At 53.4% G+C, this 20,823-nt stretch carries 18 protein-coding genes; 10 read left to right on the top strand and 8 right to left on the bottom strand.

Annotation, left to right across the window (positions count from 1 at the left end; translation table 11 throughout):
- Positions 1-221: 221 nt before the first annotated feature.
- Entirely contained in the window at positions 222-1,322 is a 1,101-nt protein-coding gene (gene ychF, locus BMX45_RS12010; RefSeq protein ID WP_090909881.1) for a redox-regulated ATPase YchF, read from the bottom strand.
- Positions 1,323-1,503: 181 nt separating this feature from the next.
- Complete coding sequence (gene fni / locus BMX45_RS12005) at positions 1,504-2,616, bottom strand: type 2 isopentenyl-diphosphate Delta-isomerase (RefSeq protein ID WP_090909880.1); 1,113 nt, start codon at positions 2,614-2,616, stop codon at positions 1,504-1,506.
- 414 nt (positions 2,617-3,030) lie between these two features.
- Here fni and BMX45_RS12000 point away from each other — a divergent pair, with 414 nt between their 5' ends.
- Entirely contained in the window at positions 3,031-4,470 is a 1,440-nt protein-coding gene (locus BMX45_RS12000; protein ID WP_254778040.1) for a phospholipase D family protein, read from the top strand.
- A 71-nt stretch (positions 4,471-4,541) separates the two neighbouring features.
- Here BMX45_RS12000 and cls read toward each other — a convergent pair whose 3' ends face one another.
- The gene (cls, locus tag BMX45_RS11995; RefSeq protein WP_090909878.1) at positions 4,542-6,044 is read right to left on the bottom strand and encodes a cardiolipin synthase; all 1,503 of its coding nucleotides are present in this window, start codon (positions 6,042-6,044) and stop codon (positions 4,542-4,544) included.
- A gap of 200 nt (positions 6,045-6,244) precedes the next feature.
- On the opposite strand from cls, the gene BMX45_RS11990 reads away from it, so the two are divergent.
- The 5 genes from BMX45_RS11990 (at position 6,245) to BMX45_RS11970 (ending at position 11,955) form a co-directional block, all read left to right on the top strand.
- Complete coding sequence (locus tag BMX45_RS11990) at positions 6,245-6,841, top strand: TetR/AcrR family transcriptional regulator (RefSeq protein WP_090909877.1); 597 nt, start codon at positions 6,245-6,247, stop codon at positions 6,839-6,841.
- 97 nt (positions 6,842-6,938) lie between these two features.
- A complete protein-coding gene (locus BMX45_RS11985) occupies positions 6,939-7,280 on the top strand; it encodes a DMT family transporter (RefSeq protein ID WP_090909876.1) in 342 nt (113 codons plus the stop codon).
- Complete coding sequence (locus BMX45_RS11980; RefSeq protein ID WP_009594524.1) at positions 7,280-7,594, top strand: DMT family transporter; 315 nt, start codon at positions 7,280-7,282, stop codon at positions 7,592-7,594. The genes BMX45_RS11985 and BMX45_RS11980 overlap by 1 nt, the downstream gene beginning before the upstream one ends.
- Before the next feature lie 152 nt (positions 7,595-7,746).
- Positions 7,747-8,700 carry a TetR/AcrR family transcriptional regulator gene (locus BMX45_RS11975; protein WP_090909875.1) on the top strand — a complete coding sequence of 318 codons (954 nt, stop codon included), beginning with the start codon at positions 7,747-7,749 and terminating at the stop codon, positions 8,698-8,700.
- 27 nt (positions 8,701-8,727) lie between these two features.
- Complete coding sequence (locus BMX45_RS11970) at positions 8,728-11,955, top strand: efflux RND transporter permease subunit (protein WP_090909874.1); 3,228 nt, start codon at positions 8,728-8,730, stop codon at positions 11,953-11,955.
- 84 nt (positions 11,956-12,039) lie between these two features.
- Here the strand turns inward: BMX45_RS11970 and BMX45_RS11965 are convergent, their stop codons facing one another.
- Positions 12,040-12,717 carry a TorD/DmsD family molecular chaperone gene (locus BMX45_RS11965; RefSeq protein ID WP_090909873.1) on the bottom strand — a complete coding sequence of 226 codons (678 nt, stop codon included), beginning with the start codon at positions 12,715-12,717 and terminating at the stop codon, positions 12,040-12,042.
- A gap of 343 nt (positions 12,718-13,060) precedes the next feature.
- On the opposite strand from BMX45_RS11965, the gene moaA reads away from it, so the two are divergent.
- Complete coding sequence (moaA, locus tag BMX45_RS11960) at positions 13,061-14,065, top strand: GTP 3',8-cyclase MoaA (RefSeq protein ID WP_090909872.1); 1,005 nt, start codon at positions 13,061-13,063, stop codon at positions 14,063-14,065.
- Between the two features lie 125 nt (positions 14,066-14,190).
- On the opposite strand, the gene BMX45_RS11955 is transcribed toward moaA, so the two are convergent.
- The gene (locus tag BMX45_RS11955) at positions 14,191-14,835 is read right to left on the bottom strand and encodes a molybdenum cofactor guanylyltransferase (RefSeq protein WP_090909871.1); all 645 of its coding nucleotides are present in this window, start codon (positions 14,833-14,835) and stop codon (positions 14,191-14,193) included.
- Positions 14,836-15,032: 197 nt separating this feature from the next.
- Between BMX45_RS11955 and BMX45_RS11950 the strand changes: the two genes are divergently transcribed.
- Positions 15,033-16,259, top strand: coding sequence for an MFS transporter (locus BMX45_RS11950; protein WP_090909995.1), 1,227 nt, complete (start codon positions 15,033-15,035; stop codon positions 16,257-16,259).
- Positions 16,260-16,424: 165 nt separating this feature from the next.
- Here BMX45_RS11950 and BMX45_RS11945 read toward each other — a convergent pair whose 3' ends face one another.
- On the bottom strand, positions 16,425-18,143 hold the full coding sequence (locus tag BMX45_RS11945; RefSeq protein ID WP_090909870.1) for a glutamine--tRNA ligase/YqeY domain fusion protein: 1,719 nt from the start codon (positions 18,141-18,143) through the stop codon (positions 16,425-16,427).
- 276 nt (positions 18,144-18,419) lie between these two features.
- Between BMX45_RS11945 and BMX45_RS11940 the strand changes: the two genes are divergently transcribed.
- Positions 18,420-18,674 carry a DUF2164 domain-containing protein gene (locus tag BMX45_RS11940; protein ID WP_036662061.1) on the top strand — a complete coding sequence of 85 codons (255 nt, stop codon included), beginning with the start codon at positions 18,420-18,422 and terminating at the stop codon, positions 18,672-18,674.
- A gap of 48 nt (positions 18,675-18,722) precedes the next feature.
- Positions 18,723-19,271 carry a GNAT family N-acetyltransferase gene (locus tag BMX45_RS11935; protein ID WP_090909869.1) on the top strand — a complete coding sequence of 183 codons (549 nt, stop codon included), beginning with the start codon at positions 18,723-18,725 and terminating at the stop codon, positions 19,269-19,271.
- 157 nt (positions 19,272-19,428) lie between these two features.
- Here the strand turns inward: BMX45_RS11935 and BMX45_RS11930 are convergent, their stop codons facing one another.
- Together BMX45_RS11930 and BMX45_RS11925 are read right to left on the bottom strand one after the other, a co-directional pair.
- Positions 19,429-20,088 carry an MOSC domain-containing protein gene (locus BMX45_RS11930; RefSeq protein WP_090909868.1) on the bottom strand — a complete coding sequence of 220 codons (660 nt, stop codon included), beginning with the start codon at positions 20,086-20,088 and terminating at the stop codon, positions 19,429-19,431.
- 227 nt (positions 20,089-20,315) lie between these two features.
- A complete protein-coding gene (locus BMX45_RS11925; RefSeq protein ID WP_009594544.1) occupies positions 20,316-20,813 on the bottom strand; it encodes a GNAT family N-acetyltransferase in 498 nt (165 codons plus the stop codon).
- Between the last annotated feature and the right edge of the window lie 10 nt (positions 20,814-20,823).

The following is a 20,823-nucleotide window of genomic DNA, read 5'->3' as shown; positions in this document are numbered from 1 at the left end:
TTCACCTCTCTAAGATATATTCCTGAAGATATGCCATTTCGCACTCCAATTTCGTAGGGAACATGAAGTGTAAACGACTTTTTATTTTACCATGAAACGACACGTTTGACTAGCAGGCAGTTGACCGAAGAAAGGGTTCTCGCCTTTCCCGTTCGCTTCAAAAAAACCACGGTCCCATGCACAAAGCGACATGGAGCCATGGCCTTTGAAACCTTCATCAATTACACGTTAAAACGGAAGTGCATAACATCGCCGTCATTCACAACGTACTCTTTGCCTTCCAGACGAAGCTGTCCGCGTTCCTTCGCGCCGTTCATCGAGCCCGCCGCAACCAGGTCATCGTAAGCAACGACTTCCGCACGAATGAAGCCGCGCTCGAAGTCGGTATGGATGACGCCGGCCGCTTGCGGCGCTTTGGTTCCCTTGCGGATCGTCCAGGCACGCACTTCCTGCACGCCGGCCGTAAAGTAGGTATACAACCCTAAAAGACTGTATGCCGCCTTGATCAGACGGTTCAAACCGGACTCTTCCAGTCCCAGCTCCTCCAGGAACATCGCTTTATCCTCGCCTTCAAGCTCGGCGATCTCGGCCTCAACCTTCGCGCTGATCGGCACCACGATCGCGTTCTCAGCGGCCGCGAAATCGCGAACCTGCTGGACGTAAGGATTGCTGTCGGCTTCCGCAACGCCGTCTTCGCTCAGGTTCGCCGCGTATAATACCGGCTTCAGCGTCAGCAGGTGCAGATCGCGCACGATCAATTTCTCATCGTCGCTCAGCTCCACGCTGCGTGCCGGCTGGTCATTGTACAGGGCTTCCTTCAGGCGCTCCAGCAGCTCCACTTCCTGAGCATACTGCTTGTTGCCGCCCTTCATGTTCTTCTTCGCGCGTTCGATCCGCTTCTCGACGCTGTCTAGATCAGCAAGGATCAGCTCCAGATTGATCGTCTGGATGTCGCTGACCGGGTTTACTTTACCATCGACGTGGGTAATGTTCTCGTCTTCAAAGCAGCGGACTACATGAACGATCGCATCCACTTCCCGAATATGGGCCAGAAACTTGTTTCCGAGACCTTCCCCTTTGCTCGCGCCGCGAACCAAGCCCGCGATGTCGACGAATTCGAAAGCGGTCGGTACCGTCTTGTTTGGCTGAACCAGTTCGGTCAATTTGTCGAGGCGCTCATCCGGCACTTCCACGACGCCCACGTTAGGATCAATCGTACAGAACGGGTAGTTTGCCGACTCGGCGCCCGCCTGCGTAATCGCATTAAACAATGTAGATTTGCCGACGTTCGGCAAACCGACGATTCCAGCTTTTAAAGCCATTTATGTGACAACTCCTTATCAGGTTTACTCTTATTTATAAGTATACGAAGCTCGGGTTCTATACGCCGAAGCCCCTATCACCAGCTAAACAATCTTATTAATTATAGCAGATACCCCATAGACTTCAACACGAATATACTGCCATCGCGAATTCCCGTTCTTCGGTGTTCTGCGCGCCGTTTCAGGCACGAATCAGCCGCTTGGTCGACTTCAGGGCCTCGATATTCCCCGCGCCGATACCGAACATGGCCGTCCGCAGCTCCAGTTCCACCTGGGCAAGCCGCTGATCGAGCGCTTCAACCGAATCGACCGCCGAGCCCAGGAGTCCGCGGCCGAAGCCTGCCAGATCGGCGCCAAGCGCGAGCGCTTTGGCCGCGTCGACGCCGCTTTGCAGCCCGCCGCTGCCGATCAGCGCACAGGCTGGCGCGGCTTCGCGCACCTCCGCGATGCATTCCGCGGTAGGATTGCCCCACCCGGCAAAAGCCTCGGCCGCGGCGCGGCGGACCGGATCCGGGCTGCGGAATTTCTCGACCTGGCTCCATGAGGTGCCGCCCGCACCGGCCACGTCGATGAATGCCGCCCCGACGTCCAGCAGAGTTCGCGCCGTTTCGCCATCGATTCCCCAGCCCACTTCTTTAATCCCGACTGGTATCGAAAGCGTGCGGCACAAATCCTCGATACGACCCAGAAGACGTCCGAACCGGGTGTTCCCTTCCGGCTGAAACACCTCTTGCAGCCCGTTTAGATGGAGAACCAGCATATCCGCGCCGGCGATATCCACCGCCCGTTGACAATCGTCAAGTCCAAAGCCATAGTTCAACTGCACCGCTCCTAGGTTCGCGATCACCGGCACGCTCGGCGCGCTCTCCCGCACGCGGAATGTTGAAGCAAGCTCCTCCTTCTCCACCGCAGCCCGCACGGAGCCCACACCAAGCGCCCAGCCGCGCCGTTCCGCCGCTTCCGCAAGACGCATATTGATCTCTCCGGTGGCCTTGCTTCCGCCAGTCATCGAGCTGATCAAAAATGGCGTGCGTACGGAAAAATCAAGAAACGTCGTATCCAGCTTAATCTCTCCAAAGTCGATCTCCGGCAGTGCGGCGTGACGAAAACGGTAACGTTCAAAACCGGTGGTTATCCCCACAGAGCCCACTTCTTCGTCCAGGCATAATCGAACATGCTCGATTTTCCGCTCGCCGGTGGGCACTTCCGGCATCAGTCTGCCCCCAAATCTTCCTGATCCTCCGCCTGAAACGGTTGCGGGTTTGCCCGCAGTCTGTTCATGTTCTGAGTTCATTCCGTGCCTCCTTATCCGATTCACTCATCCTTAATAAAACCGTATCTAAAGCATATCATTGACGTCGCAGGTTGTCCCAGCTGCATGATATGTGCATCCTTTGACAATTTTAATACCGATGTTCTCACGATCTCCCGTATGTTCGAAACCCAGCAACCTTCCCAAATAGCATTCTGCCCCGGCTTCCCGGGATCATCCCCAAACGCGGTGCTTGCGGAATTGCAAAAACTGGAGTGCGTCAGGGCAGTACTTTCATGTTAATTAACGTTATACGACCTACGAATAGAAAAGATAGGAGGATGGGCGATCTTGGATTTCCGACGTTTGTTCCATAACCGCAATTCAGCTGAACCACCTGCACCGGGTCCAGGCACGCAGCCCCTGACAGAAAATCCTCATGCCAAAAGCTCCCGAATGCGAAAAACAATATTCATGGGTCTTGTCCTTCTCATGCTATGGCTTATCGGCGTGATGATCTATCAGACTCATAAACCGCTTCCGAGTGGAATTTCCTATGAAAGTCCGGTCTACCGGAGCGACGTGAAGATGTGGATCGACCTGACCTATCCCGGACCGGACGGCCAGCCTGTCCACGATCAAGAAATCGGACCGCGCATCGGCCAAATTATCGACGAATCGCGAAAATTCCTGGTGATCGATATGTTTCTGTTCAACGGATATGCCCATAAAGACCAAACATTCCCGAAAGTCAGCGAAGAGCTTGCCCGTCGCCTGGTTACCCATAAGAAGAACCATCCCGATATGGATATCTTCTTTATCACCGACGAAGTGAATACCGGGTACGGCTCCTATACGCCGCCGGAGTTCGAGTCCATGAAGGCAGCAGGCATTCATGTGATTGTGACTGATGTCAACCGGCTGCGGGACTCCACGCCCGCCTATTCCGCCGTATGGCGCACGTTCATTCAGTGGTTCGGCCAGTCCGGCAAAGGCACGCTCCCCAATCTGATGGCAACCGAAGCACCCGATATTACCGTTCGCTCCTATCTGAAGCTGCTGAATGTGAAAGCCAATCACCGCAAAGTCGTGATCAGCGAGAACACCGCGCTGGTGACTTCGGCCAACATGCATGACGCCAGCGCCTTCCACTCGAACATCGCCTTCGAAACGAGCGGGGACATCATCGGCGATATGCTTGCGGCGGAGCAAGCCGCCGTTAACCTTACAAGCCCAATCAAGCTGCCGGAATACGAGCCCGGCTCCAAGCCGGCGGTGCAGCCTTCAGGTCAACCCAACGGTCTCGATGTTCGTTATTTGACGGAAGGAAAAATCTATAAATATGTGCTGGAGGGCATAGAGCAGTCACAGCCCGGGGATACGCTCTGGATGGGGATGTTCTACCTGGCCGACGGTAAAGTCATGGAACGGCTTCTGCAAGCCTCGGACCGAGGCGTTGACATCCGTCTCATTCTGGATCCGAACCAGAACGCCTTCGGCAGGGACAAAATCGGCATCCCCAACCGTCCGGCTGCCGCCGAGCTCATCCAGAAATCCAAAGGAAAAATCTCCATTCGCTGGTACAACACCGGCACCGAACAGTATCATACCAAGCTCATGTACATTGCCAAACCGACAGGCAAATCGATTATTACCGGCGGGTCAACCAATTTCACCCAGCGGAATCTGGACGATCTGAATTTGGAGAACAATCTGTGGATCGCTGCCCCTCAGAATCATCCGCTCACCCGGGATCTGGACCGTTACTTTCATCGGATATGGTTCAACGAAGATGCCCCGTTCAGTCTCGGCGTCGACGCTTACTTGGGAAAAACCACATGGATGAAGGACATCCTGTTTAAATTGCAAAAAAGCCTGGGTTTCACTACCTTTTAAAATTCTTACAAATAGATGGAACGAACGGGCTTAGGAAAAACGGCCTGTCCCGTCGGCTTCTTCTGCTGCGATTACAGCAGGGGGGACATCAGCCGGGCTGCGGATTCAAGCAGCCGTGTCATGATTCTCTTTTTGCGGGTATGATGGCGGTCATATACGATAGCGGATTCCAGGTCATGTTCGAAATCGGATACCAGCTTGTTTACGCTGTCCGTGTGTACGAGCAATGCGTTGACTTCAAAATTAAGATGGAAGCTCCGCATGTCCATATTGGCCGTTCCGATAGTGGCCACCTCCCCGTCGACAATCAGCAGCTTGGAGTGCATGAACCCTTTTTCGTATTCATAGACCCTTGCCCCAACATCCAGCAGGGCCGGAAAATAGGAATGGGACGCGAGGAAGGGCAGCCACTTGTCCGGTTTTGACGGAAACAGAATACGCACGTCAAGGCCCGATAAGGCGGCAACCCTGAGCGCGGTAAGAATGTCCTCATCCGGTATAAAATAAGGCGTAGCCAGCCACACCGACTTACGAGCCGACACAATCATGGAGAAAAAAATGTTCTTGAGGGCTCTCCGTTCATTATCCGGACCGCTTGCGATAATCTGTACGGCGCCGCTGCGGTTCTCCAGCAAATCCGGGGAGTAATAGATCGGCTCGTTCGGCTGCTCCCCCGTCATATACTGCCAATCCTGCAAAAATACAACCTGGAGCGTCCGGACCGCTTCTCCCCGGACAAGCATATGGGTGTCGCGCCAGAAACCGAATGCTTTGCTGCGGCTTAAATACTCGTCTCCCACATTCAAGCCGCCAACGAACCCGACGCTGCCGTCGATCACGACGATTTTGCGATGATTGCGGTAATTCACGCGGCTCGTGAAGAAGATCGTCTTGGGACTTCCGAATACGGCGACCTGCACGCCCGCATCCCGCATCTCCTGCAGGAAGGAAGGCGGCAGCTGCAGGCTGCCGACGGCGTCCACCATAAATCGCACGGCAATCCCTTGCCTCGCCTTCCGTATCAAAATTTCCTGGATCTGCGTTCCGATCGCATCCGGGCGGTAAATGTAATATTCCATATGAATATGGTGCGCTGCTTGCTCCAGCTCCGCAATCAATGCGGCAAAGGTCTCTTCCCCATCGGTCAGCACCTTCGTGTCGCTTGAGAACGATATCGGCGTGCGCGCAAGCCGGGTGGACAGCTGAAGCAGCTGCTGCACTTCCGGCTTGAAGCAGGAGACGTCGGGGGTGTTCTTGCGCAGGACCTCGCTGGTGTAGACCAAGCCGTCCTTCCTCGCCTTTTTATCGTATTTCCTCCGTTTGAAATAGTTCTGTCCGAACAAAAAATAAAAGACGAGCCCGACGATGGGGACGAGCGCCAGCAGCAGGATCCAGGCCATGGTGCTGGAAGGATGGCGATTCTCCATAAAAATCATGAACCCGATGGATACGACGGTCAGCGTAGAGAATATCCCGATAACCGTCCCTGTCGTCTTCCCGAAATAATGCATGCCAAAATAATAAAACGCGAACAATAGCGCGGTGATCAGTACAGCCTCTATTCCCTTTCTCATATCTATATACCCCTTGTTCTTCATCATTTCTGTCTTTGTATGCACGATGCTGGTCACACCATATTCTACATGATCTCCCCCAGGAACTAAAGACTGTTCTCCTTGGGCCGGCAAGGGCTCAATGCATCAAAAAAAAGATTGACAATGCTGACGTCATTTGTTAGAAATATAACTAACGATCGTTAGTTAGGGGGAATTCAATGAGTGCCGCCGATATTAAACAGTCCGCTCTTGCCCACTTTGCCAAAAACGGTTACGAAGGGGCATCGCTAAAACATATCGCCGACGATTGCGGTATCAAGAAACCGTCGATATACGCCCATTTTTCGAGTAAGAAGGATTTGTTTCTGCAAGTGCTCCAGGACGTATTCCATCGTCAGGAGGAAATGATGGTAGCCTATTTCCTTGACCATTCCGATTGGCCGCTGGAGCAGCAGCTGCACGGATTTCTTGAGAATCGTCTCCAAGCTTACCAAATGGATGACGAGGTCCAGTTCTTCATGCGGATGGCCTTCTTCCCGCCTAGCACGCTGTATGACGAAGTGATGGCGATGGTGTATCCGCTGCTGGATCAACAGGAGCAGAACCTGTCGAAGCTGCTTGCCGCGGGCTGCCCGGAGCAGGGCCGCATCATCCGTCATCCGCGCAATGCGGCGATAGCCTTTATGACCTTGGTGGACGGAATCCATCTGGAAACCGTCTACGGCGGGGAAGAGCGGGCCTCAAGACGCCTTGCAGCTGCTTGGCCTGTGTATTGGTTAGGGGTAACGAAGCAAAGATATAACCACAAGAGTTAAATCCTGATGGAATGACGCATCATAAGCAGGAAGTTAAAGTCGAAAGAATTTGTAAGGTAAGGTTACCGTTCTTTTCATAAAAGGAGTGACAAACATAATGAATCGCAACTGGGGTTATGTGCTGCTGGCTGGATTGGTTGAAATCATATGGGTGATGGGGTTGAAGCATTCCGCCAACCTCTGGGAATGGCTTGGAACCTTGGCCGCCATCGCAGCGAGCTTCTATCTTATTATCGAGGCGGCCAAACGGCTTCCGGTCGGAACCGTATATGCCGTCTTTACGGGAATCGGTACCGCCGGGACGGTCGCGTCCGAGATGCTGTTCTTCGGAGAGCCGTTCAAACTGGTCAAGGTGCTTCTGATCTGCGTGCTGCTTGCCGGCGTTATCGGCCTTAAGCTTGTTACGGCTGATCACGCCGAACCGGAGGTGAGTAAATAATGGCTTGGATTGCGCTTATATTCGCCGGATTATTCGAAATCGGCGGCGTCATCGGCATCAAAGGCGTGTCGGATCGCAAAGGCTGGCGTTATGTACTGATTTTGGCCTTATCTTTTGCCGCCAGCTTCTCCCTCCTCTCCTACGCCATGACCGAACTGCCCATGGGGACCGCTTATGCGATCTGGACGGGTATCGGAACGGCCGGCGGGGCCTTGACCGGCATGTTTCTGTTCGGGGAGCCCAAGGAATGGCGGAGAGTGCTGTTTATCGCCATGATCCTGTGCTCCGCCGTGGGCCTGAAATTGATCAGCTAATATTTTCTCAAGAAAAATCGCAAGTTTTCAGAACCTAACGAAAAGGACGACCGTAGTAAAGTTGAAACGGTCGTTCTTTTTCATATATAATATTTCTTGACCTTATGGTCAATCTAAGAACCGATAAGTTCTCAAGCGAGGTGAGCTATTGATTGGCTGATAAAACGGCAGAAAAACGACAGCAAATTCTCATCACTGCGATGCAGCTGTTTTCCGCGAAGGGCTCTTCGGTTACCTCCATGCAGGAAATCGCCGAAGTATGCGGGATGTCGAAAGGCAGCCTCTATCTTCATTTCAAGTCCAAAGAGGAACTGGAAAAGAGCATTTACAAGCATATCGCAGGCCGGATTAAAGACGAGATTCTCCGGGTCGACCACGATCCGTTGCTTGCGCCTAAGGAAAAGATGCGTAAGCAGACGGAAGTGCTCCTGATCCATTTTCTGGAGATCCGGGAATTTCTCCTGAAGCAGTTCCATGATCAGACGCCGGGAAAACCGCCTTTTGACAAGGAAAACATGCGGCAGGAAATGCTCGCTGCGTTGCAGTGGTTTAACAATAAGCTCAAAAGCATCTATGGACCGGACGTTGAGCCGTATACGATGGAGATCGCCATGTTTATGGGCAGCATGCTGGGCGCGTATATCCGTTTCCTGTTCATGCCGGGATTCCATTTGAATGTGGGAATCACCGCTGATCACCAGATCCAGCTGCTTGATGATATCGTAGCCAGCATACTTCGCAGACGTCCGGAGCCGCTGATCCCAATGGAGGCGGTTGGCCAATTGGGCCAATTATGCCAGACCGACGTTCCCAAACAGCGCCATCCGCTGATCGTCATTAAGGCAATGAAAAGCGAACTGAAGAAGGTTCAGGCCGAGCCGGAAGAGCGGGAAGATGCGATGGAGTCCCTCAATATTATGGAGAAAGAGCTGCTTGGCCTCCAGCCCAGCCGGGCCGTTCTGAAAGGAATGCTTGCTAACTTGGAGGGGATCGAGGAAATCGAAGCATTGTATACCGAGCTCAAAGGCACCATTTCGACTGTGCTTGAAAGCTATCTTACGCCCGGCGGCATGATGCAGGGGAATTCGTTCAAATTAGAGACATAGAGTTTGGAGAGGAGAGAGAATCGCCTAATGAAAGGAATTATCAATTTCTCGCTGCGCAACAAGTTTGCGATCTGGCTGCTGACCATCATCGTCAGCTTCGGTGGATTGTACGGCGGACTGACGATGAAGCAAGAAACCATTCCGGATATTAACGTTCCGTTCTTGAGTGTCACCGCCATTTATCCTGGTGCATCTCCCGAAGGCGTTGTGGAGGATGTAACCAAACCGCTCGAGACGAGACTCCGCAATATCGACGGCGTCAAAACCGTAACCTCCACTTCCATGGAGAATGCAGCGAATGTCATGGTTGAGTTTGATTATGGCAGTGATCTGGACAACGCTACGGCGGCTGTTCGCGAAGCCATCAACGAGGTAAAGCTGCCTGACGACGCCCAGAAACCTACCATATCCAAATTCAGCATGAGCTCCATGCCGGTTGTCTCGTTAAGCATTGCTAACAAGGACAATATGGAATTGGATGAATTGACCCGCATCACGGAGAATGACATCGTTCCCGAGCTGGAGGATTTGGACGGAGTTGCTTCCATCCAGGTAGCCGGCCAATTCGTGAATGAGGTACAGCTTAAGTTTAACCAGGACAAAATGAGCGAGCTTGGCCTGACCGAGGATACCGTCAAAGGTATCGTGCAAGGTTCGGCGCTGTACGCTCCGCTCGGCATGTTCGAAATGGAGAAGTCCCAAAAAGCCGTTGCCGTTGATGGCGGCATCATCGGCATCGACGATCTGAAGAATATCGCCATTCCCGTCATTCCGGGTGGCGGCGGGGCGGATGCGTCTGCCGGCGCCGGTGCTCCGAATGCCGGTGCAGGCCAGCAGCAACAGCCGCCTGGCGATGCTGCAGGTGCCGGTCAGCAAGCCGTGCCTGGCGCTGGCGCTGAAGCCGCTGCCGGTGCTGGCGCTGGTGGACAAAATAGTGCTCCTGGTATGCCAACCGGCATTCCAACCGTCAAACTGAGCGAGATTGCCAACATTGAAGTGATCGGCTCCTCGGAATCCATCTCCCGCACCAACGGGAAGGAATCGATCGGTATTCAAATCGTAAAAGCAAACGATGCCAACACGGTTGACGTCGTGAACCAGGTCAAAGACAAGGCCGAAGAATTGAGAGGCCTGTATCCGGGCATGGATCTGACGATCATGCTGGACCAAGGCAAGCCGATTGAGGACTCTGTCCATACGATGCTTTCCAAGGCATTATTCGGTGCGTTGTTCGCCGTTCTGATTATTATGGTCTTCCTGCGCAACATCCGTTCGACGATTATTTCGATCATTTCGATCCCGCTGTCCCTGCTGATTGCGGTTCTGTGCCTGAAGCAAATGGATATCACCTTGAACATGATGTCGCTCGGTGCCATGACCGTTGCCATCGGCCGGGTTGTCGATGACTCCATCGTGGTTATCGAGAATATTTACCGGCGCATGTCCCTCTCGACCGAGAAATTGAAGGGCCGAGAGCTCATCAGCGCCGCTACGCGCGAAATGTTTGTGCCGATCATGTCCTCCACCATCGTGACCATCGCAGTATTCCTGCCGCTTACATTGGTCAGCGGCATGGTAGGAGAGCTGTTCATGCCGTTTGCATTGACGATGGTCTTTGCCCTGCTTGCTTCCCTGGTCGTGGCGATTACGCTCGTACCTGCCATGGCGCACAGCTTGTTCCGCAAAGGCTTGAAGAACACACATGATCATGAAGAGAAGCCGGGTGCCATGGCCCGCGGTTATCGCTCCATCTTGAAATGGACCTTGAATCACAAAGCGATTACCTTCCTGGCAGCCATCGTGCTGCTCGTTGGAAGCTTATTCTTGACCAAGTACCTGGGCGTAAGCTTTATTCCGGAACAGGAAGACAAATACGCGATGGTCACCTATTCACCTGAGCCTGGCGTAATGCTGGAGGATGTTGAGGATCGAGCCTTAAAAGCCGAGAAGTTGATCCTGGATCAACCAGGCGTGCAATCGATGCAATACTCCATCGGCGGAAGCAATCCGCTGGGCATGGGCTCCGCCAATTCAGGATTGTTCTACGTTATGTATGATCCGGATACGAAAAACTTCGAAGATGTCAAAAAGACGCTCATCGAAGATCTTGCCAAGGAAGTGCCGGACGGCACTTGGTCCAATATGGACATGGCAGCCGGCGCCTTTGGCGGCAGCCAGTTGACGGTGAACGTCTTCGGCGACTCGCTGGAGCAGATCAAGCCGGTGGCCGATCAAATCGCAGAGCTTGCGAACAAGGATACCGCAACGTTTGAAAATGCGGAAACCAGCTTGTCCGAAGCGTTTGAGCAGTACACGCTGGTAGCCGATCAAGAGAAGCTCAGCTCACTGGGCCTGACGGCCGGACAACTAGCGATGAAGCTGGCCCCGGTACGGGAACGTCCGGTCTTGACCGAAGTCAAGATCGAAGACAAAACCTACAATGTTTACATTGAAGCGGACAGCAAAACCTATAAGAGCATTAAGGAAATCGAGAACGAAACCGTGACCTCTCCGCTTGGCATCGAAGTACCGATCAAGGATGTGGCCAAGGTGGAAAAAGGAACCACTCCGGATTCCATTACGCGCATCGACGGTAAAATGGTTGTGAGTGTCACAGCCGACATCCTGTCCAGCGACGTAGGCTCGGCTTCGACCAACCTGGAGACCGAAGTGAACAAGCTTGAGCTTCCAGACGGCGTGTCCGTCCAATTCGGAGGCGTCACCGAGCAAATTAACGAAACCTTCGGACAGCTTGGGCTCGCCATGCTGGCGGCCATCGCTATCGTATACTTTGTACTCGTGGTTACGTTTGGCGGGGGACTCGCTCCATTCGCCATCCTGTTCTCGCTGCCGTTCATTGTCATCGGCGCTATCATAGGCCTGCTCGTCACAGGCGAAACACTGAACGTGTCTGCACTGATGGGCGTACTCATGCTGATCGGTATCGTTGTGACGAACGCGATCGTGTTGATCGACCGTGTGATCCATATGGAACGCGAAGGAATGAGCACGCGCGAAGCCCTGCTCGAAGCCGGCGCCACCCGTCTTCGTCCGATTCTGATGACGGCACTGGCAACCATCGGCGCGCTCCTGCCTCTCGTATTCGGCTGGGAGAGCAGCGCAGGCATTATCTCGAAAGGACTCGGCATCACGGTTATCGGCGGCCTGATCAGTTCCACACTGCTGACGCTCGTGGTTGTACCGATCGTGTACGAGTTCCTGATGAAGTTCAGCAAGAAAAGAATCGAAGATTAATTAGAACACCAAACGCCCCGGCCTTCCTAATACAAGGAAGCCAGGGCGTTGTTTGTGTTTGGTGGTGATGATATGATTCTGGCGCTAATGCACCAGTATGGCTTCTTTGGAATGCTTCCAGGTCTTCAGCATGTTCAGATCCTGCGCGAGGAATTCCTCCAGCAGGCTGAATAACGACTGGTATAGCGGGCTTTGCGTGGACCCCTTCAGATCCTTGCAGAGGGATGGCACCCATGACAACAGATGCTCCTCCAGAAATTGCTCTTGTACCTCCATTAATTGCAACATGCTATCTTCACAATACGTATTGTTCAGCATACGGTCATGAAGCAGCGTCATAAATTCCAGTTCAATGGCTATATGATCGTCCGCTTCGCCATGCAGTTTATTAAAGGCAACACCGGCGGATGCATAACAATCGGCCAAATCCTGAGCGCATCCATCCTTCGTATAATGGGATTCCGCGGCCTGGCGAGGTTTGGACTGCTGAAGCAGCCGGCGGTATTCCGCCCCCTCATATTCGCAAATCCGAACTAATTCCTCAGGCGAGCGTCCGCATAAATATTTCATTAGATCCGTACCGGCCTTCGAACACTCCGCCGCCTTGCTAATTCCGCTCCCGCGGCTCCATTCCGCAATCATAGACAAGCTGGGCCAATTGCCCAAAAAATCAATCAGCAGCTCATAGACCGTCCCCCGGTTTTCAAGCCACCTGTGACAGACGTCAGGCACCTCCAAAGTTTGAACAGGTGATATCGCCATATCGAACCTCCTATTGGTAACCTTTCTTGTTGGATGTGATATCCTTGACAGTATATCTTAGATGAACGTCTAATGAAAGCAGTTTGAAATGATTTCCGAAAATTTCGGAAAAATCAGGAAACTTTCGGAAATCTAGAATGTCACTACTCGCTTTCAAGGGGAGAAAGCTTTGGTCCACAGGTCCAATATACATGATTTAGAAAGCGTTTTCTGTGATACTTCTCACAAATCCTTGAACTTATCCGTGCGGCTTGTCCGGCTAACATGACCCTTACAATGCATTGACTCCTGTTCGGGGAATGGCTACAATGTGACCATGCACGCTAGTAAAAGGGGGATTTCCATGATCGAACCGCTTAAAGATTCCTTCGGTCGTGTTCATGATTATATTCGAATCTCGGTGACGGATCGGTGCAATCTTCGTTGTGTATATTGTATGCCGGAAGAAGGGATGGAATTCCAACCTCACGATCAGATAATGAGCTATGAAGAGATCGCCGCAATCATGCGCGTTCTGGCCCCCATGGGCGTCTCCAAAGTACGTCTTACCGGCGGCGAGCCGCTTGTGCGCAAGGATCTGGAAACCTTGGTCCATCAAATTGCTTCCATTGAAGGAATTCAAGATATATCCCTCACCACCAACGGGATCATGCTCCCATCCAAGGCCCGCCTGCTGAAGGAAGCGGGACTCACCCGCATCAACATCAGCCTGGATTCGCTTCAGGAAGAGCGTTACGCTCGCATCACGCGCGGCGGCCGGGTGCATAAAGTGCTTGAAGGCATTGAAGCCGCTTATGAAGCCGGCCTGAATCCGATCAAGCTGAACATGGTGTTAATGAAGGGCTTCAATGAGGACGAGATTCGCGACTTTATCGCCCTGACGCTTGATCGTCCCCTTCATGTCCGCTTTATTGAATACATGCCGATCGGCCAAGCGTCCGATACCTGGCGGGATTCGTACCTGCCGCTGAGCCGGGTATCCGAAGTGTGCCAAGAGGCCGGCTGGGCCATTCAAGAAGAGCAGGGCCCTTCCGGCAATGGTCCTTCGCGCAACATGAAGGTGGTTGGAGCAACGGGAACGTTCGGTTTGATCCATCCGGTCAGCGATCATTTTTGCGATTCCTGCAACCGGCTCAGGCTGACGGCCGACGGCCATATCAAGGCCTGCCTGTACTGGTCGGACGAATTTAACGTGCGCCGCGTCATCGATGACCCTTCGGCGGTGGCGAACCTGTTCCGCAAAGCGCTCGGCGCCAAGCCGCTGAATCATGAAATGGCGCTCGCGCTGGAGAAAAAGGCCCAAAGCCATACTCCTACGGTCCGGCGCATGTCGCAGATCGGCGGATGAGCTTCTGCTCCGAGCATGAGAGCAGAATCAGCATAGCCAAAGCAAACCGCCTTATATATACTAGAAAGCCCCGCCAAGCATTTGAATGGCGGGGCTATTTTTATAGAATGCATGCAGGGGATCGATCATTCTTCCGTATTCAGCAGACCGCCTGCGGCCTCGTAATCCACGGGCGTATTCATGTTAAATAAGATTCGGCTCGGATCAAGGCCGGTCACTTCCGCTAATTCCTCCTCATTCGCAAAAACGACATTCAGCTCCTGCACCCACTCCACCATGCGGAGCTGCCTCCGCATCAGCCTGCGCTCAAGGCTTTCCGCGGCCTCTCTGCGATACGCTGCCAGCAGTGGATGCATCCTTCCTTCCACGACCGGGATTATAGCGTCGGCGGTGTCCTGCATGTTCGCAAGATCCAGCAGTCCCTGAAGAAACCGCTCGTGGATGTAAGGCATATCGCAAGCTGCGATCAGATTCCATGTGCTCCGGGAAGACTTCAGGGCGGCATGAAGGCCCGCCATCGGACCTTGTCCGACATATAGATCGGGGACGCATTCCAAGCCGAGGAATTGATAAGGTCCCGGGTCATTGGTAGACAGGATCACCCGTCCGCTGACTTTGTCCAGCGCGTGGACCGTCCGTTCAATCAAACTCATCCCCTCCATGGGCAGCAGCGCCTTGTTTCTCCCCATTCTCCGGGAGGCTCCTCCAGCAAGCACGATACCCGTCACCTGACCCGATGGCAGACGAACATCTTGGAATTGAACGCTCATATGCTCCACCAGCCTTTCTTCAAGTTATAAAAAATCGGATTCAGTTTATAGGCTAATATCCAGAATAATGGAAAATCATTTAAAAGATGGTTTGTATCCCTTTTCAATGCGTGATACATTGAAAGGAAAGCGGCTTTTTTCTTATACCGCGATTATGGATTGTATTCGGTTTGAAAGGAATGACCCACTTGCGGAATATGGACAATGCTCAACCTTCGCTGACATCGCTCAAGCTGTTCAACTTCTTCATTTACGGAACCATGGTCATCTTCACCGGTTTCTTCCAGTTGTATTTGCAAGATATCGGCATGAGCAAAATCGAAATCGGCAGCCTGATGGCGATTGCGCCATTTGTGTCCATCTTCGCCAATCCGTTCTGGGGATTCTGGAGTGACCGGGCGGCCAACATCAAACGCGTGCTGCTGATCATGATGACCGGTACGCTGCTGCTGGTTCAGCTTGTTTTTCAAGCGAATACCTATGCAATGATATACATGACGATGATTTTCTTTTATTTTTTCCAGACGCCGATGTTCTCGCAGACGAATTCGCTGATTCTGACCTATATTGATGGAACCCCGCAAAAGTTCGGCTCGTTCCGGCTGTGGGGCTCGCTCGGATGGGCGCTGACGGCCATCGCGGCCGGGCCTGTCATCGACCGGCTTGGGTCGGGACGCATTGCCATCGTGTTCTCGATCATGCTGCTGGTGGCGGCCGTGTTCATGTTTACGCTGCCCTCCATCCAGAAAACGGCTGCATCGGCATCGGTCAGCCTTAGGGGGCTCAGCAGGCTGTTTCTGAACTCCTATTTTGTCTGGTTCATCCTTTTAGGCATCATGGTATCCATCCCGAACACGGCGAATAATACTTTTATGTCCCTATACATTCTGGAGCTTGGCGGATCCAAACAGACGGTCGGCCTCGCCATCTTCTTCTCATCGATATTCGAAGTGCTGATCTTCATTCTGTTTGACCGCTTCCTGAAGCGGAAAATCAACGTCCTGGTCGGCTGCCTGACGATTGTCAGCCTGCTCTTCGCGCTCCGCTGGCTGCTTATGGCCGAAGCCAACAGCCCGCTGGAGGTCGCCTTCATCCAGCTGCTGCACTGCGTTACCTTCGGCGGCTACTTCTATGTCGGCGTTCAGCTGACAATGCTGTTTGTTCCGACGCCGTACCGCGCCTCCGGCCAAGCGATCTATACCTTAAGCTGGAGCGGCATATCCGGTGTCATCGGCGGCCTTGCCGGCGGCTGGATGTTCCAGAACTTCGGGGCGCAGGCCATGTACCGGACCGGTACGCTGCTCGCCATCGTGGGTGCCATCGGCTTTGGCTGGATGTGGTACAACCTCCGCAAGCACGGATACCAGCCGCTGCACCCGGACGATCCCGAAGGCGACGAGATCGAGGAGTACGCTGCGAGTTAGCGCGCAGTTATCTCCCGTACGATATCAATTCCAGGATGATATCACCGTAAATATAACAAGACTCGAATGAATCCTGGAACGGAATCTTCGAGTCTTGTTTACGTTTAGGGGCCAGGTCGACCTGATTAGCGCCTACCCGTACCCCTTTTTTATTCTCTGTCTTGTTTAGTTCTTCGGAAGCTGGAACGAGCTCTTCAGGGAAACCACGCGGTTAAATACCGGACGTCCTGGCTGCGAATACTTCGAGTCGACGTTGAAATATCCGTGGCGGAAGAACTGGAACTTGTCCTGCGGCGCTGCATCCTTCATATTCGGCTCCACGAAGCCTTGCACGATTTGCAGCGAATTCGGATTGATGTCGTCCAAGAAGGACTTCTCGGCAGCTGCCTCCTCCGCTTCGCCCGCAACCTCAGGCACCATTTCCGCTTCTTCGTCTTCGTCCTTGAACAGCGGCTCGAACAGACGGAATTCGGCAGGCACGGCCTGCGTGGCCTCCACCCAGTGAATCGTCCCTTTTACCTTGCGTCCGGTAAAGCCGCTGCCGCTCTTCGTCTCCGGATCGTACGTGCAGTGAATCTCGACGACCTTGCCGTTCTCGTCTTTGATCACGTCATTGCACTTGATGAAATACGCATGCTTCAACCGGACCTCATTGCCCGGGAACAAGCGGAAATATTTGCTCGGCGGATCTTCCATGAAGTCCTCTTGCTCAATGTAAATCTCGCGCGAGAACGGAATCTGGCGGATCCCCATCTCCGGATTCTCCGTGTTGTTTTCGGCGTCCAGCCATTCGACCTGACCTTCAGGGTAGTTCGTAATGACCACCTTCAGCGGGTCCAGCACGGCCATCGTGCGGGGCGCCTTCAGCTTCAGGTCTTCGCGGATAAAGTGCTCCATCACTTGGCGGTCCACCGTGCCGTAAGCCTTCGAGATTCCCGTCTCGAACACGAAATTGCGAATGGCTTCCGGCGTATAGCCCAGACGGCGAAGTCCGGAGATCGTCGGCATGCGCGGATCGTCCCAGCCGTCCACAATGTTCTCGTCCACGAGCTGCTTCAGCTTGCGTTTGCTGGTGACCGTCTGCGCCACGTTCAGACGCCCGAATTCGTACTGACGCGGCGTGCTGTCCATCTCGCATTCGGCCACGACCCAATCATAGAACGGGCGCTGATCTTCAAACTCCAGGGAGCACAGGGAATGCGTAACCCCTTCGATGGCATCCTCCAGCGGATGGGCAAAAGCATACATCGGATAGATGCACCACTTATCCCCTGTATTGTGATGATGCGCGTGGGAGATCCGGTAGATGACCGGATCCCGCAGATTGATATTCGGGGAAGCCATATCGATCTTGGCGCGCAGCACGCGTTCACCGTTGGCGAATTCCCCTTTGCGCATCCGCTCGAACAGATCCAGGTTCTCTTCCACGCTGCGGTCCCGGTATGGACTGTTCTGTCCAGGTTCGGTCAAGGTTCCGCGCGTTTCGCGGATTTGGTCGGCGGACTGGTCGTCCACGTAAGCCTTCCCTTTCTTAATCAGCAGCACCGCGCGATTGTACATCTCTTCAAAATAATCGGACGCGAACCGCAGCTCTTCCCAATCGAAGCCAAGCCACTTCACGTCTTCCTTGATGGAGTTCACGTACTCGATGTCTTCCTTCACCGGGTTCGTGTCATCAAACCGCAAGTGTGTCCGTCCGCCGAATTCATCGGCCAGCGTAAAATTGATCCAAATGGCCTTGGCATGTCCAATATGCAGGTAACCGTTCGGCTCCGGCGGGAAACGGGTAACGATCTCCTTGACTTTACCGGACTTCAGGTCTTCGGTAATAACATTCTTTATGAAATTGGAGGGGGTGCCCCGATGGTTCTCCACGTTGATCAACCTTTCGTCCTGTAATTTCTGTCTATCTCCTGTATAAACGTGTTTCTCTTAAATATACCTGTAATGACGCGATTGTTCAAGGAATTCGGCACTCCCGCGCAGTAAGCCCGCGACTTGGGACAGGGGGGGAGGCAGGCAATAACTACAAGTCCTCAACCTGTTTGCCAAGGCTCCTCCCTTAGCCGGATATAGCGGCGAAAATCATTTTGACGGGGGCTTTTTAATAGGGTAGCATGGAGAGAAAAACAGTGTTTGAAGGAGGCCGGCCATCATCTTATGAAGCCCAGCAAATTTCCCAAAGAGCAGCGAGAACAGCTGATTGAATTGGTGCAGGAATACTTTGAAACGGAACGCGGCGAAACCCTCGGAAATCTGGCCGCGGAGAGTGTTCTTGATTTTTTCGTGGAGACCTTGGGGCCTCATCTATACAATCAAGCGCTCAGCGACTGCCGAACGGTTGTCAATCAGCGCATGATTTCCCTGGAAGAAGATATTTACGCATTGGAGCAAAAAGTGAAGCGAACTCGTTAGAGGTACATATACTTTATACTTCGCGATGGAGAACAAAGGAGATACCGTATGTTTGGATACACATTGGACGATCATGTTGAATTGCGCCCGCTTGCCATCGAACATGCACGGGCGATGTTCGAGATTACCGACCGGTCGCGTGACCGTCTCCGCAAGTGGCTTCCGTGGGTGGATGCCGTCACTGAGGTTAACGATACTGTCAACTATATCAAGGGTGCCATGAAGCAAGCAGCAGACAATGGCGGCTTCTCGGCGGGCATCTGGGTGCGCGAGGAGCTGGCGGGCACGATCTCGTTTCACGAGATCGATTGGAACAATCGCTCGGTCGGCATCGGCTACTGGCTGGATCAGCATTTTACGGGGCAGGGCCTGATGACAAGCGCGTGCCGCGCGTTTACGGATCACGCGCTGATGCGCATGGGCCTGAACCGGGTGGAGATTCGATGCGCAACGGCTAACCATCGGAGCCGGGCGATTCCGGAACGTCTGGGCTTTGTCCTTGAGGGAGTCATACGGGAAGCCGAGAAGCTGCCCCAAGGCTATGTCAACCATGCGGTTTACGGCATGATTCAGAGCGAATGGAAGCGGATGAGGTAACGCATACGGTTTAGCCTCGCCGGTACTGTATTTTCTATAACCCCAATAAAAAAACGGCTTGTATCCTACCAAAAGGACGCAAGCCGTTTTTGTTGTCCGTATGTGTTCTAGAACGCGGGCTAACCTTGGCTTAGAGCTTGGCAAGAGTCGCGCTACTTCAATCCTGACGGCTTCGAAGGGTCGCCAGCCATGTCCCGAATTGCGACTTCAAGCTTGTGGCGAGTTCGTCGATCTCCAGCATGCGCTCAAGCCCTTGTTCATCCTTTCGCCCGTCCTTCATCATGCGAAGCACTTCCAGCACCGCGATGCCGGAAGCATGGCAATCAAGCCGGGTAACGGGGGAGTCTGCACTGACGCTTCCTTCCTCGAGCACGCGGAAATAAAAACCGCTGTAACCCGTGTTCAGCACCCTTGCCGGCATGTCTTTGACGCCATGCTTTTGCGACAGCTTAAAGCAGGGATATCGGGGCTGGCTGACCTGCAGCACCGCCTCCCCTACCCGGTATACGTCTCCGATGCAGACTTCATCCTCCAGCAGCCCTCGCAGCGTCAGATTTTCGCCGAATGCAGCATACGGCATCGGTCTGCCCAAGGACCGTTCCCAATACGGATAATGCTCCGAAGGATACGCGCACACCGCCTTATCCAAGCCGCCGTGATGGATGAGATCGGCTTGCCCGTCCCCTTCGAAATTCAATGAACTTAGAAACAAGGAGCCTTCCACAGGCTGCTTATAAATTCCGGTAGACAGGTCCTTCCCCTGGTAATCCACCGTTACAGGCTTTCCCACATTCAGCGATACAATGCCCATGGTCATGGAAAAACAACCTCCGCTATCTTTCTTTTCATCTACTATATGCAATCGGGTATGCCCTTGTCCAGAAGCCGTTTCAGTGGGAGGACCCCAAAAACAAAAGGCCAACCAGAAGTCTCCGGTTGACCTAATCATACGAACAGTCCAGTAAAGCCGCCCGGACTGTCCAACCCTATGATCTCATCTCTTTCGCATCCGTGAACCGGACCAGGGCGATATCCTGAGGGGGATCATGATAAGAAGTAACACATTAAAATATCATCAACGTAACGACCATCCACGTAGAACTCCCGAATCAGCCGCCCCTCTTCCTTAAACCCGCAGTTTCTGTAAAAGGAGAGCGCGCCCGGGTTGCTGGACAGCACCCGCAGCCTCAGCTTCGCAATGCCTTCCACCCGCGCCATATCCTTCGCCGCCTCGATCAGCCGCTGTCCGATGCCCTGCCGCTGATGGGCAGGGTGGACTGCGATATTCAGCTCGAGCACATGGCGATTGCTGTTAAGGCCTGTGGGCGAACGGAAGCCGACGTAACCACACAGCTCCCCTTCATGCAGCGCAACAAGCTGCGTGCCTGGCGGGCACTGCAGAAGATAATGGTCCCGTGAGCTCCATTTCAGGGGCTCCGGGGCCGTATTGCGATCCCATACCAGTTCGTCGAGTTCCATAAGCGCAGCGGCATCCTTCATTTCCGAGAAACGGATGGTCACTGTCTCTTGACGGGTATTCATCGACATCCCT

This window comes from Paenibacillus sp. cl141a (assembly GCF_900109305.1).
Classification (GTDB): Bacteria; Bacillota; Bacilli; order Paenibacillales; family Paenibacillaceae; genus Paenibacillus_AQ; species Paenibacillus_AQ lautus_A.
Note: the sequence above shows the minus strand (reverse complement) of the source record. Positions and strands in the feature narration are given on the sequence as shown.